Origin of the sequence: Streptomyces sp. MK7 (genome assembly GCF_032658145.1) — a bacterium.
GTDB lineage: Bacteria > Actinomycetota > Actinomycetes > Streptomycetales > Streptomycetaceae > Streptomyces > Streptomyces spiralis.
The window spans coordinates 25,896-41,081 of the sequence record NZ_JAVACL010000020.1 but is presented as its reverse complement, the minus strand read 5'-3'; the positions used below and the strand labels follow the sequence as shown (position 1 = coordinate 41,081).

At 68.8% G+C, this 15,186-nt stretch carries 5 protein-coding genes; 3 read left to right on the top strand and 2 right to left on the bottom strand.

Annotated elements, in window-relative coordinates; genetic code table 11:
- The first annotated feature begins 54 nt into the window (after positions 1-54).
- Positions 55-1,830, top strand: coding sequence for an arginine--tRNA ligase (gene argS / locus R2S09_RS21970; protein WP_306190064.1), 1,776 nt, complete (start codon positions 55-57; stop codon positions 1,828-1,830).
- 54 nt (positions 1,831-1,884) lie between these two features.
- On the opposite strand, the gene R2S09_RS21965 is transcribed toward argS, so the two are convergent.
- Positions 1,885-2,787 (bottom strand): SAM-dependent methyltransferase, encoded by a 903-nt coding sequence (locus tag R2S09_RS21965; RefSeq protein ID WP_306190065.1) that lies wholly within the window; start codon positions 2,785-2,787, stop codon positions 1,885-1,887.
- Positions 2,788-3,089: 302 nt separating this feature from the next.
- Between R2S09_RS21965 and R2S09_RS21960 the strand changes: the two genes are divergently transcribed.
- Positions 3,090-3,395 carry a hypothetical protein gene (locus R2S09_RS21960; RefSeq protein WP_316742760.1) on the top strand — a complete coding sequence of 102 codons (306 nt, stop codon included), beginning with the start codon at positions 3,090-3,092 and terminating at the stop codon, positions 3,393-3,395.
- 50 nt (positions 3,396-3,445) lie between these two features.
- On the opposite strand, the gene R2S09_RS21955 is transcribed toward R2S09_RS21960, so the two are convergent.
- Positions 3,446-11,212 carry a polymorphic toxin-type HINT domain-containing protein gene (locus tag R2S09_RS21955; protein WP_316742860.1) on the bottom strand — a complete coding sequence of 2,589 codons (7,767 nt, stop codon included), beginning with the start codon at positions 11,210-11,212 and terminating at the stop codon, positions 3,446-3,448.
- 607 nt (positions 11,213-11,819) lie between these two features.
- On the opposite strand from R2S09_RS21955, the gene R2S09_RS21950 reads away from it, so the two are divergent.
- Complete coding sequence (locus R2S09_RS21950) at positions 11,820-14,957, top strand: DNRLRE domain-containing protein (protein ID WP_316742759.1); 3,138 nt, start codon at positions 11,820-11,822, stop codon at positions 14,955-14,957.
- The last annotated feature ends 229 nt before the right edge of the window (positions 14,958-15,186 follow it).

The following is a 15,186-nucleotide window of genomic DNA, read 5'->3' as shown; positions in this document are numbered from 1 at the left end:
GCATGGGATACTGGCCGGGACCATCCATCCACGAGGAGAACGGCACCCATTCCTATGGCCTCGGTCACGTCCCTCACCGCTTCCGTCCACCAGCGCCTCGCGAACGCCCTCTCGGCCGCCCTGCCGGCCAGTGCCGACGCGGACCCGCTGCTGCGACGAAGCGACCGGGCGGACTTCCAGGCCAACGGGATCCTGGCGCTGGCGAAGAAGGCTAAGGCGAACCCGCGGGAGCTGGCGGCCCAGGTCGTCTCCCGGGTGGTCACCGGTGACGTGATCAAGGAGATCGAGGTCTCGGGCCCCGGCTTCCTCAACATCACCGTCACCGATGCGTCGATCATCGAGAACCTGGCCGCGCGTGTCACGGACCCGGCCGGCCGGCTGGGCGTGCCGCTCGCGGACGAGCCGGGCACGACGGTGATCGACTACGCCCAGCCGAACGTGGCGAAGGAGATGCACGTCGGCCATCTGCGCTCGGCGGTGATCGGCGACTCGGTCGTCCAGCTCCTCGAGTTCACGGGCGAGAACGTGGTCCGGCGCCACCACATCGGCGACTGGGGCACCCAGTTCGGCATGCTCATCCAGTATCTGGACGAGCACCCGCACGAGCTGGACCACAAGGCGTCCACCGAGGACACGGCCGCCTCGGGCGAGGAGGCGATGTCGAACCTGGACCGGCTGTACAAGGCGGCGCGGAAGAAGTTCGACTCGGACGAGGAGTTCAAGACGCGCGCCCGGCGCCGGGTGGTGGATCTCCAGGCCGGGGACCCGCACACGCTGGCCATCTGGCAGAAGTTCGTCGACGAGTCGAAGATCTACTTCTTCTCCGTCTTCGAGAAGCTGGACATGGAGATCCGGGACCCGGACATCGTCGGCGAGTCCGGCTACAACGACATGCTCGCCGAGACCTGCCGGCTGCTGGAGGAGTCGGGCGTCGCGGTCCGCTCCGAGGGCGCCCTGTGCGTCTTCTTCGAGGACATCAAGGGCCCGGACGGCAACCCGGTCCCGCTGATCGTCCAGAAGTCCGACGGCGGCTACGGCTACGCGGCCACCGACCTGTCCGCGATCAGGGACAGGGTCTTCGGCCTGAAGGCGAACACGCTGCTGTACGTGGTCGACGCCCGTCAGGCGCTCCACTTCAAGATGGTCTTCGAGACGGCGCGCAGGGCCGGCTGGCTCGGTGACGGCGTCAAGGCCCAGCAGCTGGCCTTCGGCACGGTGCTCGGCAAGGACGGCAAGCCGTTCAAGACGCGTGCGGGCGAGACGGTCCGCCTGGTCGACCTGCTGGACGAGGCGATCGACCGCGCGTCGGCCGTGGTCCGCGAGAAGGCCCAGGACCTGTCCGAGGAGGAGATCGCCGAGCGGGGCGCCCAGGTGGGCGTCGGCGCGGTGAAGTACGCGGACCTGTCGACGTCGGCGAACCGGGACTACAAGTTCGACCTGGACCAGATGGTCTCGCTCAACGGCGACACGTCGGTCTACCTCCAGTACGCGTACGCCCGTATCCAGTCCATCCTCCGCAAGGCGGGCGAGCTCCGCCCGGCCGCGCACCCGGAGCTGGAACTGGCTCCGGCGGAGCGGGCGCTGGGCCTGCACGTGGACGCCTTCGCGGAGACGGTACGGGAGGCGGCGGAGGAGTACGCCCCGCACAAGCTGGCGGCCTATCTCTACCAGCTGGCGTCCCTGTACACGTCCTTCTACGACAAGTGCCCGGTCCTGAAGGCCGAGACGCCGCAGCAGGTGGAGAACCGCCTCTTCCTGTGCGACATCACGGCCCGCACCCTCCACCAGGGCATGGCCCTGCTGGGCATCAGGACGCCGGAGCGACTCTGAGTCACCCGAGGCCGTCACCGCCGGTGGCGGCCTCTCCGGCCCTCCCCCTCCTCGCTATGCCTTGCCGCCCACTGCCGCGTACACGTTGATGTCGGCGTCCGTCACGTCGTTGATGTCGGCGTAGCGGACCTTCTCGATGTCCTCGAGCGCGGCGAGGTAGGAGGCTTCCGGCTGCTCGGGGACGGGGGCCGCGTGGTCGGGGCGCCAGTGGTGGACGGGGACGACTCCGGGGTCGGCCGGCTGAAGGCCGTTGTCCGTGAAGAAGCGCTCGACCTCCGCCCTGGAGCGCAGCACGAAGGTGAAGCCGCGCTCGGTGTACGTGCGCTGCACCGCGCGGATGTTCTCCGGGTTGAGGTCCTCGGTGAGGTGGCTGAGGACCAGCCGGCTGCCGAAGGGCAGGGCGGCGACGAGTTCGCGCACGATGCCGTACGCCTCCGCGTCCTCGACGAAGTGCAGGATCGCGACCAGGCACAGTGCGATCGGCTGGTCGAAGTCGAGGGTCTTGGCGGCCTGTTCGAGGATGTGCGCCGGGTTTTTCAGGTCGGCGTCGATGTAGTCGGTACGGCCCTCGGGCCCGCTGGTGAGCAGCGCGCGGGCGTGGGCGAGGACCACGGGGTCGTTGTCGACGTAGACCACCCGGGAGTCGGCGTTGATCCGCTGGGCGATCTGGTGGACGTTGTCGGAGGTCGGCAGGCCGGTGCCGATGTCCAGGAACTGGCGGATGCCGTCCTGGGTGGCCAGCGTGGTCACGGCGCGGCGCAGGAAGTCGCGGTTGTGCCGTACGTCGAGGTAGCCGCGGGGGTTGGCGGCGAGTCCGGCGGCGGCCGCGGCGCGGTCGGCCGGGTAGTGGTCCTTGCCGCCGAGGAAGACGTCGTAGACCCGGGCGGGGTGGGCCTTGGTGGTGTCGATCCTCCTTCTCAGCTCGGCGGGGTCCTGGCTGAGGGCGTCACCGGGCATGGAGCCCCTCCCTGAGAGATACGACTGATCGTCAACAACGTAACTCCCGGGGCTCCTTGAAGGTGCCCGAGACGGCGAACCCGACCGAACGAGAGCCGGCCTGAGCGGGAGGGGCCCCTCGCCGGTCGGGCGGCTTCGGCGAATCAGAGCCAGGGGCCGCCGGCCGGCCGGCGCCCACACAAGGTCAGTCAACCGCGCGGCAGCCCTGGGTACCGCACCGCCCTCGAAGCGCACATTCTCGAAAGGCCGCGTCGCACGGAGCGACCCGCCGGGCAATTCGTCACCACGGGTAACATGGGAGCATGACCAATGGTGCCAGTGATGTGAATACCTGTGGCCTCTGCGGCCGGCCGCTCGACGCGGGCCATTATCACGAGGAAGAGAATCTCGGAACTCGGGTCGAATACCAGGTGATCAGAATTCGCGGTGTGCTGGCCGATTCGGTTGCGGTTCACGACCCGAATGACAAGCATCCACTGCCCAGTCGGGTCCTCGCCGCGAATCTGGGAGTCGAGGCCGGTTCGCTCCTCGGCCTTCATTACACGTGCCTTGTTTCCCGTGATCCATACGGAACCACGCGATCCGACTACCGCCTCGTCGAGTTCTAGCCGTGTCTTGAGGTGCGGGGAATCCCGCACCTCAAGACACATTCAGCAGGTCAGCCCGAGGCCGAAGTCCACGTTCGCATATTGCCGTTCTTGCCCAGCCATATGTAAATGAATGTCGACTGGGTGTCCTCTGCGGCCCGGTTCATCGCCCCCTTGCAGTTCGAACACGGAGGGCGTGTTCCCTGGATCGTGACGGTTCCGTCTTCCGGAACCGGGCTGGCCAGGAAGAACGGGTCGTCTTCGATGACCTCGTCGCCTACGGTAGGGACACCGCCTGCGGCTCGCGCTGCCCGGTTCTCCGTGTGCACAGCCTGTCTGGCCCTCGCCTCACCCAGCGCGGCTTCCTCCGGCGTTGTCGAGCCGCTCTGGAGCGAGTACTGATCGACAATGTTTCCATCCGAGTCGGCGACCGTCACGTCTGCGAAGTGAGTGTCGCTGGTGACGGGCCCGCACATGTCAGGCAGATTCGCGTTATGGACAAGGACCGGCGTATTGCCCGCGACCACGTAGTACGTGTGGAGGTCCGAGACCGTCATGTTGTGGACGGTGGTGTCCTGGACCGTCCAGCGGTCGATCGCTGTGATCTGGACGTACGTGCCCGCGCTGGTCTGCAGCCACTCGCCGGCCTTCAGATCCGTGGCGTCGATCCACTCGCGCAGCTCGGGGACCCAGAAGGGGTGGCCGTCGGTCGCGGTGACCCGGGCCGTCTTGCCGCCCTTCTTGGCGTCCAGGTCGATCGTGACCCTGACCAGGTGCTTCAGGCCTTCGCCCTTGATCTCGGCGGTGACCGTCTCGATGCGGGTCTCGCCCGTCTTCGGGTCGGTCGCCACAACCTTGTCGCCGGTCTTGACCTTCTCGATCGGCTTCGTGGTTCCGTCGGCCATCAGGACCTCGGTGCCCGGCACGAAGCTGTTGACCGGGCAGGAGCCACCGCTACCGCCCTCGGCCTTGCCGGAGCCTCCGCTGCCGCTGGTGCCGCCGTTGCTCTTGGAGGAGCCGCCGGACTTGCCGCCGGGCTTGCCGCTGCCTCCGCCGCCCTTGCCGCCACTGCTGTGGGAGGACGACTTCGGGGCTGCCTTGGCCTGGGCTGCCTTCTGTCGGGGGTTGCCCGTCTTCCGGGCGGCTGCCGCCGCCTTGTCGGCTGTTCGTCTGGCTGCCTCCGCCGCCTTCTTCTTGGCGCGTTGCGCCGCCAGCTTCTTCGCTCGCTCGATCGCGAGTTTCTTCGCCCGTAGCGCCGCCGCCTCGGCCGCCTTCGCCGCCTTCAGGACGATCTCGGCCGCCTTCTTCGCCGCGCGGAAGGACTCGACCGCCTTGATCGTGCGCTTGACGGCCTTCATCACGGCCGGGATCTTGCCGAGCTTGGACCAGGGGATCGCGTCCATCGCGATGCTGATGCAGGACCACATGTCACCGCCGAAACAGGCGATGGCGTCGTTGATGCCGATGAAGTCCTTCAGCGTCTCCCACGCCACGGCCAGGATCACCGAGGTCAGGGACTTGCCCTGCATCGCCTGCGCCTGCGCCACCTGCGCCGCCGACAGACCCGCGCCCGCCAGGGCCGCGGCCCGCTCGGAGGCGGTCAGCGAGATCGCCAGACCCGACGGGTCGGAGAACGTCACCGGGTTGTTGTGCGCGTAGGCGTACCCGTTGGACTGCAGGACGTCGTTCAGGTCCAGCACCGGGTCGGCGGACAGGAAGCGGCCCACCACCGGGTCGTACAGCCGCGCGCCCAGCGGGACGAAACCGGAGGAGTTGTCGTCCGTCGCGCCGAGGAACCCGGTGTGCGACTGCCGGTTGGCCGCGAGCGTGTCCGTGCCGCGCTGGTTGCCGAACGGGTCCTGCTTGCGGATCCGCACCGACATCCCGCCGTCGAGGGCGACCTCGGCGTACGGGCTGCCCTGGTGGTCACCGCACACGGCGACCAGCCGGTCGCCCGCGGTGCCGTAGGCGTAGCGCATGACCGAGCCACCGGGAGCGGCGTAGGTGCGCTGCGTGTTGACCAGGACGCCACCCTGCTGGACGGTGACCTCGGCCTCGCCCAGCATCAGCGTGGCCTGCTTGCCCTTGATGGTCAGCAGGGTCGAGCCGTCGGGACCGTAGACGTAACGGGTGTCGTTCTGCGCCGCCCACTGCTGCTCGGCCTTCGTGCTGTCGCACGTGGCCAGCACGATCGGCGTCGAGTTCGCCGAGTTGGCGTCCTTGACCGACAGGCACAGGCCCGAGGCGACGTGGGTCAGCTGCCCGGAGGCGCTCCGCTTGAGCTCCTGGCCGGCCGAGCCGTCGCACTTCTGCAGCTGGGCCGCCGAACCGGCCGTGTTGGCGGCGGGCTGGACGCACCAGTTGTCGTAGACGTTCAGCGTGCCCTGGTCGGGGTCGGTCCCGCCCGGGGTGGGGCTGAAGCGCCAGTTCTGCGCGACGGATCCGTTGCAGCCGTAGAGCTGGATCGCCCTCCCGGCCGTGGCCAGACCACCGGAGAGGTCCAGGCACTTGTCGGCCAGACCCAGGTAGGGGGTCTTTCCGTCGGCGCCCGCTCCCTTGATCCGGTCGATCTTGCCGTCGTAGGTCCAGGTCAGGTCCTGCTTGTCCCCGTTCTGGATCGAGGTGACGGACTTGGTCTCGCCGGTGAGCTCGTACAGCCGCTCCGCCTCGGCCTTGACCTGCGCGCCGGCCGGCGTGGTGTAGGTCTTCGACACCTTGGTCAGCGTGTGCGGCTGGGTGCCGTCGGCCTTGCCGTAGGCGTACGTGGTCGTGGCGTCCTTGGCGGTGTCGCCGGTGAGGTCCTTCTCGGTCAGCTTGGTGCGGTTGCCGAGCAGGTCGTACTCGTACTCCTGCCAGTAGCCGGACTTGTCCTTCCCGGCGGCCACGTTCAGCGTGCCGTCGCTGTTCTTCGGAGCCGTGCAGGCGCTCTGGTCCTTGGAGGTCCAGGCCGTCTTCAGCTGGCCCAGCGGGTCATAGGCGAAGCACTGGCGCTCGTCGATGCCGGTGGCCGACTCCTTGATGGAGGTGACGTTGCCGGACGGGTCGTAGGTGTACGACCGCTTGGAGACGAGGTTGCCGGGAACCAGGGAAGTGTCCCCGCCGTTGTCCGCGCCCTTCTCCCGGTAGACCTGCTGGTCCTTCAGCTCACCGCTGGACTCGTCGTACGTCGACTGCGTCCACACCCGGTAGGGCTGGGCGCCGAGCGTGGAGCGCAGCACCTGGCCGTAGGGGTCGTAGACCGTCTCGGAGCCGTACCAGTCCTTGCCGGAGATCGAGAGCGGCTTGCCGTCCTTGTTGTAGCGGACGACCAGCTTCTCGCTGTCGAACCTGCCGACCTTCGGCAGCGTGGACTCCTCCAGCATGCCGTTGTCGCTGTACTTGTAGGAGTACGTGTACGACTGGTCCAGGCCCCAGGTGGCGGCCACCGTGAACGGCAGGTTCAGCGTGGTCGACGTCGGCTGGTAGTCCTTGGTGTAGCCGTTGACCTTCTGGACGTATGCCTCACCGTCGGTGTAGCGGGTGGCGGTGGCGGGCATGCCCCTGCCGCCGGGCGCCGTGTCGTAGGTGAACTGGGACAGCAGCGTGCCGGTGGAGCTGTTCAGGCGCTGCTCGGTCGGGCGGGAGACGGCGTCGTAGCCGTTCCAGACCGTGACGCCACGGGCGTTGGTCGTGGTCAGCGGCCGGTCGAGGTTGTCGTACGTCGTCCGCGTGGTGCCCGTGTCCGGGTCGGTGGCGGTCTCCATACGGCCGCGCTTGTCGTACGTCCACGTCCACGGGTGCGCTGCGTCGGCGGAGTTGGTCGCCTTCACCAGCTGGCCGCGGGTGTCGTAGTCGTACTTCATCGACGTGAAGCCGCCGGGGGCCTCCGGGTTGAAGGTGTCCACCCGCTGGGTGCGGCCGAGGGCGTCGGTGAAGACCCGGTAGGACGAGACGCCCTGCGGGTTGTCCACCTTGGACCAGTCCAGGCCGTACTCGTAGTGGATGGCCCGCGCCGGGACCTCCTGGGAGGAAGCCTCACCGGTCAGCGGATCCGCGACCTTGAGGACCGGCGTCTCCGTCAGCACGCGGCCGGAACCGTCGTAGGTGTAGCGCGTGATGTTGGGGATCTGCGTGTCGGCCTGCGGGGTGAACAGCTCGCCCGGCTTGGCCTCGTACGTCAGGTAGGCGTTGTTGGTCTGCCAGACCTCGCCGGAGCTGTTGTACAGCGTGTCGGTGATCAGCCAGCCGCCGCCGTCCGCCTCCTCCTGCGTCTGCCGCTCCCGGCCGAGGCCGTCGTAGAGGGTGACGGAGCTTTCGACGCGGTCGTTGTAGCCGCGCGTGTAGGTGGTGACGTACGAGGGCTTGCGGTCCTCGCCCTCCTTGTACTCCGGCACCGTGTACACGGCCCGGAAGTCCGGCACGGCCGTGTCCGACGGGGTGCGGTCCGCGGCCCAGGCCTTCTCGAGCCGGCCCAGCGGGTCGAACTCGGCCTGGGTGACGTGGTTGTTGGCGTCGGTCGACTTCAGGGTCGTGCCGCGGCCCGGCTCGATCTCACGCGTCTCGGAGTGCCCGAGAGCGTTCGTCTCGACGACCGTGAACACCTGGCCCGTCGACGGCGTGTAGGTGATCGTGCTCGACTTGCCGTTCGGGTCGGTCTGCTTGACCACGCGGCCGATGGCGTCGAACTCGGTCGTGCCGTTGGACTGCCAGCCGGTGCCGGCACCGTTGATCGACCAGCTCTCGGACGCCTCGCCCTTGGTGGTGTCGGCGAGCGCGACTCCGTAGGCCTGACCGTCGTAGGCGGTGCGGCTGCCGCCGCTGAGCGTCGACAGGTCCGTGAAGTCCGCCGCGGCGCAGGTGGTCGGGGAGACCAGGACCTGCCTGCTCAGACCGATGAGGTTCTTGGCGGTGTTGTGGATGTACTCCGACTTCGTGCAGGACTCGTCGCCGTTCTTGCCGGTGTCGCCGAGGGACTCCACGAGGACCGGCAGACCGTACGTCGACTCGTACGTCGTGTGGGTCTTGACGACGCGCTCGGTGCGGGTGTCGTCGGTGTTGGTGCCGGAGGACTTGGTGTACGCGATCTCGTCGGGCTCGGTGACCCGCCAGGCGATCAGCGGGCTCAGGCCGTCGTCGCGGTCCCGGTGGGCCAGCTCGGTGGCCTCCGGGACCGTGACGGAGCGCGAGACCCAGTCGGTGTCGGCGTCGTCCGCGCTGTCGTAGTCGAGCTCCTCGGCGATGCGGCCGGCGAACGGCTCCAGGTCCTTGGCGATCTCGGTGCCGGTGATGTCCTTCACCGAGACCGTGTCGCCCATGCCGCGGAAGAAGCGGGTGACGGCCTTGGACCGCTTGGAGCCGATCGACGCGTCGTCGGCTCCGGTGATCACCGTGGTCTGCTCGAACCCGGCGAACTGCGAGTAGGTGCGCGTCGACTTCTTCGTGAACTCCGCCTCGGCCAGCTTCCAGCCGGCGTTCTTGTACGAGTAGGCCGTCTTGGTGGCGAACTCGCCGTCGACGTTGGGGAGCTCCTCGATGGAGTCGACCACGTACTTGTGGAACCAGTCGATGTCCTCGACCTCGGGGTCGGGGTTCCAGAACGACGGGTAGCACAGCCGCGTGTTGGCCTTCAGCGCCGCCGTGTCGGTCTTGCCCGGCAGGTTGGTGCCGGTCGCGCAGTCACCCTCGGGCTGCTTGTAGGTGACGACGGTCTCACCGCCGTACTCGTTGATGACACGGGCGACGCGCAGCCGGGAGAAACCGGGGCGCGGGTCGGTCGTGCCGCGCATGACCCGGTTGGGCATGTCCTCGGCGTTGGACTCGAAGCGCACCGCGTTCATGGTGACGCTCTTGTCCGTGCTGCCGTTGCGGGCGTAACCGGTGCGCTGGACGGACTCCAGCCACAGGGCGGTGTTCGGGCCGGTCTTCAGTACCGGGAAGTTCTGCGTGAGCGCGTAGCGGTCCACCACCTGGCGGGCGGTGGTGTCGGTTCGGCGCTGCGCCGAGGTCTGGATCTGCACCAGGCGCTTACGGCTCCAGAAGGAGGGGCCTGCGTTCCAGCACTTCCTCGTGTACGTCGAGGTGACCTGCTTGCAGTTCAGGTCGGCCGGGGTGTCGTACCAGATGCGGTACTTGCCCGGGTCCTTGTCCTCGAAGTTGGTGTCCGAGCAGGTCAGGCCGGCTTCGTCGATGCACCGTTCGACGACGGTGAAGCTGACGCGGGCCGGGGCCTCCGCGGAGAAGACGGTGTCCTTGCGCTGGCCGTAGTGGATGTGGTCGAGCCAGCCGCCGCGGTCGTAGACGACCGGTGCCTTGAAGTTGAAGTTGCGGGCGTAGTAGTTCTTCTCCTTCTTCCACCACAGGGACATGGCGTTGCCGTGGATGTCCTCGACGTAGTCGAGGTTCCACCGCCAGCCCTGGGTGCACCAGGAGCCCGGCCAGTCACCGCTCTTGTAGCAGTCCTCGCCCGGGTGGTTGCCGTACACCGGCACGGTCAGCACCGAGTCGGTGACCGGCTGGCCCGACGTCCAGCCCGGCAGCTTGTTCAGGCCGAAGTAGTAGCGGGTGCCGTCACGGGTGGTGACGACCCAGTACTCGCCGTTGTGCGCGCCGTTGTCGTCGCCGGAGTCGAAGAGCCGCTCGATCTTGGCGCCGTCGCCATTGGCGGTGAACCACTTGCCCTGGTCCTTGTCCCAGACCAGCTCGGTGGTCGTTCCGCCCAGCGAGAGGGTCGCGTTGTTCGAGCCCCAGCACAGGTCCGCGGTGCGGTGCGTGGCGTTGTTGGAACCGGCCTTCTTGGAGTCCTCACGGCAGTTGGCGTAGGTCCGGGTGATCGAGCCCGGGTTGTAGTCCCAGCCGTCGCCGATCCAGGAAGCCTGGTTGTTGGTCGCCGAGGTGCGCCCGTCGACCGACTGCGAGGAGTAGCTCAGCGCCACCTTCGGCATCAGGCCGCCGGCCGTCTCGGGCACCTGCACGTCGTACGAGTAGGTGAACGCGCCGGACGAGGAGCCGGCCGACCAGGAACCGGAGGACAGCAGCGGGGTGGCGGTGTAGTCGCCGCTGGCCGAGGCGCCGGTGTCCATGGCGCCGATGACCTGCGGGCCGGAGGCGTCGACGACCGGCAGGACGCCGTCGCCGCCGCGGAAGGAGGCGGTGCGCACCGAGGCGCCGGACGCCTTCGAACCGGTCGTGTCACCGCCGATCAGCTTGCCGACCGGGACCGAACCGCTGAGGATCTTGCGGGCCTTGGCCTTCTTGGCGGCCTTGGACCTGGTGGGCGCCTTCTTGGCGGGGACCACCTCGACCGTGCTGCGCAGCCGCTCGGCGTGCTCGTCCGCCTTGCCGGACATGGTCGTCACACCGCTGTCGGCGGCGCAGTCACCGCTGTCGGGAGCGTTCAGCACACAGTCGGGCAGCAGGACGAGGCCGAAACGGTCGGCGGCCTGCGGACCGTAGAGGTCGGCGAAACCGGTGGTGTCGACCGCGATGGAGACCTGCGCGGCCGGGTCGGCGTCGGCCGGCGGCGTGACCTGCATGATCATGCCGGAGACGCCCGCGTCCTGGGACGTGGCCGGCGAGGCGAGGTCGACCTTCCAGTCACCGTCGATCGCGGCCGGGTCGGTGCCGGCGGGTACGCCGACCGCGACGGGCAGGCCGTTGCTGACCGGGACCGTGTCGCCCGGCTGGGTGTCGGAGGTCAGGGTCGCGGTGCCGCTGTCCTCGGTCCAGGGCGTGACGGCGGTCGGCGCGTACGGGTCGACGGGGACCTCGGGCGCGGTGGTGAGGTTCTTCTCGGCTTCCTGGTCCGCCTCCAGAGCCGTACTCTTCGGCAGGTCGGGGAGCTTGACCTCCTCGCGGCTCATGCCGGGGCCGGGTATCGCCCAGGCCTCCGTGCCGAGACTGCTCACCAACAAGGCCGTGGACAACAAAAGGACGGTCGCCGCGCGGCTTTGCCGGCGGCGCCGTCGTTGTGACTCCGTCGTCGCTGGGCGTGCCCGCCTCAGCCACGACGGTGGACTTTGAGCACGCATATGCGTCGACCCCACCAAGGCATGCAAGAAAAACGACAGATGGAGTCCGCACCCTCTGTCATGACCGCCACACGATTCAAGATCACCCTCCAAAGGTTCCCGGAGTTGATGTGATCTCCAGCACGGAACAAGAGTTGACTGAACGTCACTCTCGGGTGGCAAGCCGACAAGATCGCCGATAGCGGCCCCAACGGACGCACTTGGTGCGGCAAAAGCCGCACATGACGCACATTCAAAGCGGAGTCAAGGATTCACCAACCAGTCGTCACAACTTCATAAATTCTTCATGTGTGGACCGGATGTGCCGAACGTGTGATCGTGTGCGCGATCATGCCCCGCGGCCTGCCGACCGGGGCTGTTCGTGCTGTCCTTGTCCGCCTGGTTCACACGGGAGTAGACCGCCGCCGTGTCCGCGCCGCCTCGTTTTCTCAGCCCCTTCGTGCGCACGCGCACCAGGCTGGCTGCCACTCTCGGCCTCGTCCTGGCCGCCCTGACCGCAACTCTGTTGCCCTGGTGGCGATCCGACGGCGTCTCACCACCACCTGAGGCCCGCAGGGCCACGGACGCCCGTCCGGTCGCCACCGACCCACGCGACGAGGCCACCGCCCAGGCCGAGGCGAAGCGCACCCACAAGGAGGTGCTGGTCGAGACCGCGACCACCCCCACGTCCCGGACGTGGGCCAGGCCGGACGGCAAGCTGCACACCCGCATCACGGCCACGCCGACACAGGCGAAGACCGCGACGGGGAAGTGGGCTCCGATCGACAACCGGCTGCGGCGGGTGAAGAACGCCCCGCGCAATCTGGGCGTCCAGCCGGTCAACGCCGCCCAGCCCATCCGCTTCTCCAGCGGCACCGAGGCAGCTCACGCCGACCGTTCCTTCGCCCGCGGGCCGCTCGCCGACGGGCCCAGCGCCCGGGAGGCGGTGCTCGCCGAGGTCGACATCAACGGCCACACCGTCGCCTACACCTGGCCCGGCACCCTGCCCGAGCCCGTGCTCGACGGCCCGCGCGCGCTGTACTCCGAGGTGCTGCCCGGCGTCGACCTGCTGCTGGTCGCCCGCGAGGAGGGCGGCTTCGCCCAGCTGCTCGTCGTCAAGAACAAGCGAGCCGCGCAGAGCAAGGCGCTGGCCACCGTGACGTACGGGCTGCGCTCGAAGACGGCCGTCTTCCACCACGACGAGGACAGCGGCCGCATCCTGGTGCGGGACCGCTCCGGCAAGGAGATCGGCTCCATCCCGACGCCCTTCGCCTGGGACTCGGCCGGTCGTGACCCGGAGCTCGACGCCGGCCAGGGCACGCCGCGTATCTCGGTCGCCACGCCGGCCGACGTGCTGAAGCTGTCCGGGCTGACCGGCATCGAGCCGGGCGCGCACCAGGCCCCGATGCCCGTCGAGCTGGAGGGTGAGGGAACCGGCAGGGCCCGGCTGGACCTGCACGCCGCCCGTACCGGCCTGTTCACCGACGCCGACGTCCAGTACCCGGTGTTCGTCGACCCCACGCTCAACAGCGGCTGGCTGGCCTGGACGGTCGCCTACAAGCCGTACCCGAACACGAGCTTCTGGAACGGCACCAACTTCTCCTCCGGCACCTCCGACGCCCGGGTCGGCCACGAGAGCGACACCGGCGGCACCGCCCGCTCCTTCTGGCGGATGAACTACAGCACCAGCCTGAAGGGCGCGACCGTCTCCTCCGCGACCTTCAAGGTGCTCAACAACCACTCCTGGTCCTGCACGACCCGCGAGTTCCAGTTCTATCTGACCGGGGCCATCTCCTCGGGCACCACCTGGAACAAGCAGCCCAGCTGGTCCACCCTGCTGCAGAAGAAGTCCTTCGCCCACGGCTGGTCCTCCACCTCCTGCCCGGACGAGTACGAGTCCTTCGACGTCAAGGCCGCCGCCCAGAAGGGCGCGGACAACGGCTGGTCGAACATCACCCTCGGCATGCGCGCCACCAGCGAGACCGACACCCAGACCTGGCGCAAGTTCAAGGCGACCAGCGCCACCCTGGAGGTCGTCTACAACCGGGCGCCGTCCGAGCCCACGGGCGGCAAGTCCACACCCGGCGGCACCTGCTCCGTCGGAGGCTCGGGCCCGACCGTCGGCAAGACCAACATCGTGCTGTCGGCCACCGCCAAGGACCCCGACGGCAACCTCAGCAAGCTGCGCTTCCGCTTCTGGAAGACCGGCGGCACGGTCCCGTCCGGCACCCTGGTCTCCCCGAACTCCAGCGGTACCGCCACGCTGACCATCCCCACCACGTTCCCGCTCGAGGACAAGACCACCTACTCGTGGGACGTCCGCGCGGAGGACTCCGGCGGCCTGGTCTCGACGTACTTCCCGCCCGGCACCGACCCGTGCCGGCTCACCGTCGACGCCAGCGCCCCGCCGCAGCCCACCGTGGAAAGCACCGACTTCCCCGAGGCCACGCCCGACGGCCAGACCTGGTCGGCGAAGAAGTTCGGGCAGACCGGTTCGGTCACCTTCACCTCCGAGGGCGCGGTCAAGTTCCGCTGGTCCATCGAGGGCAACAACCCCGTGTACGTGACGGCCACCAACGGCACCGCCACCGTGCCCGACCTGCCCCCGGCGCACGCCGGGCCCAACTGGCTCCAGGTGTACGCGTACGACACGGTCGGCAACGCCAGCGTGCGCACCGACTACAACTTCTACGTACCGCCGCGGGACAAGGCCGACGCCCCCTTCGACACCGGCGGCGACGAGATGCCCGACCTGCTGATCGTCGACACCAACGGCAACCTGCGCAACTGCGTGGGCGGTCCGGACGGTGACCTGTACGGCTGCCTGGTCGCCTCCTACGACGACAGCAAGAAGACCGACCCGCAGGGCCACTGGTACGACCCGGCCACCGGCAAGGCCGCACTGATCACCCACTGGCAGGACACCTACCCCGGCGACGGCTCCACGGATCTGTTCACGGTCACCCCGGACGGTCACTTCTACCTCTACCCGGGCGACGGCTACGGCAGCTTCGACGTGGACCGGCGCCTCGAGGTCCGCCTGCCCTCCGACGCCCCCGCGCCCTCGACCTGGACCCAGATCAGGGCCACCGGCGACATCACCGGCGACAAGCTGCCCGACCTGATGCTGCGGGCCGGCGCCGAGTGGTGGACGCTGTCCGGCTACACCGGTGCCTCCTTCCAGACGGCGACGCAGATGAACGCCGACGCCTGGGCCCGCCGGGAGATCGTCAACGTCACCGACATCAGCGGGGACAACGTCCCCGACGTGCTGTGGCGCAACCTGGACAACGGCAACATGTACCTCCGCCAGGGCAAGCCCGGCTCCGTCTCCGGCAGCGCCGACCTGGAGTCGCTCAAGCTGGCCGCCGACTCCCTCACCGGGAAGGACGAGCCCTACGGCACCAGCTGGACCGACACCAACGTCCCGACGGCGATCGGCATCCCGGACGTCAACGACGACGGCATCCCCGACATCTGGGCCCGCTTCTCCTCCGACGGCCAGACGCGGATCTACCACCCGTCCCGGACGAACACCAACGCACCCGTGCGGGTCGTCCTGTCGGTGGACTGGAACGCGATCAAGGCCTTCGGCTGACCCCGCGCACACCACCGGGCCCCGGCCACCCCTTTCCCAGGGGCGGCCGGGGCCCGGCCGTCGGCGCGGGTCCGAGTCGGTCGCCGGTGACTGCCGCGTCCGGCGCTGCGGGCGTCCCGGAACGCGTTCGAGTGGGAGGATGTCCCCGCAGCTCAAAGCTGGTTCGGCCGTCCCGCCGTCCCACATCCGCGGCCGCCTGTGGCGCGCCGGGCGGGCCACAGGCGAGGCT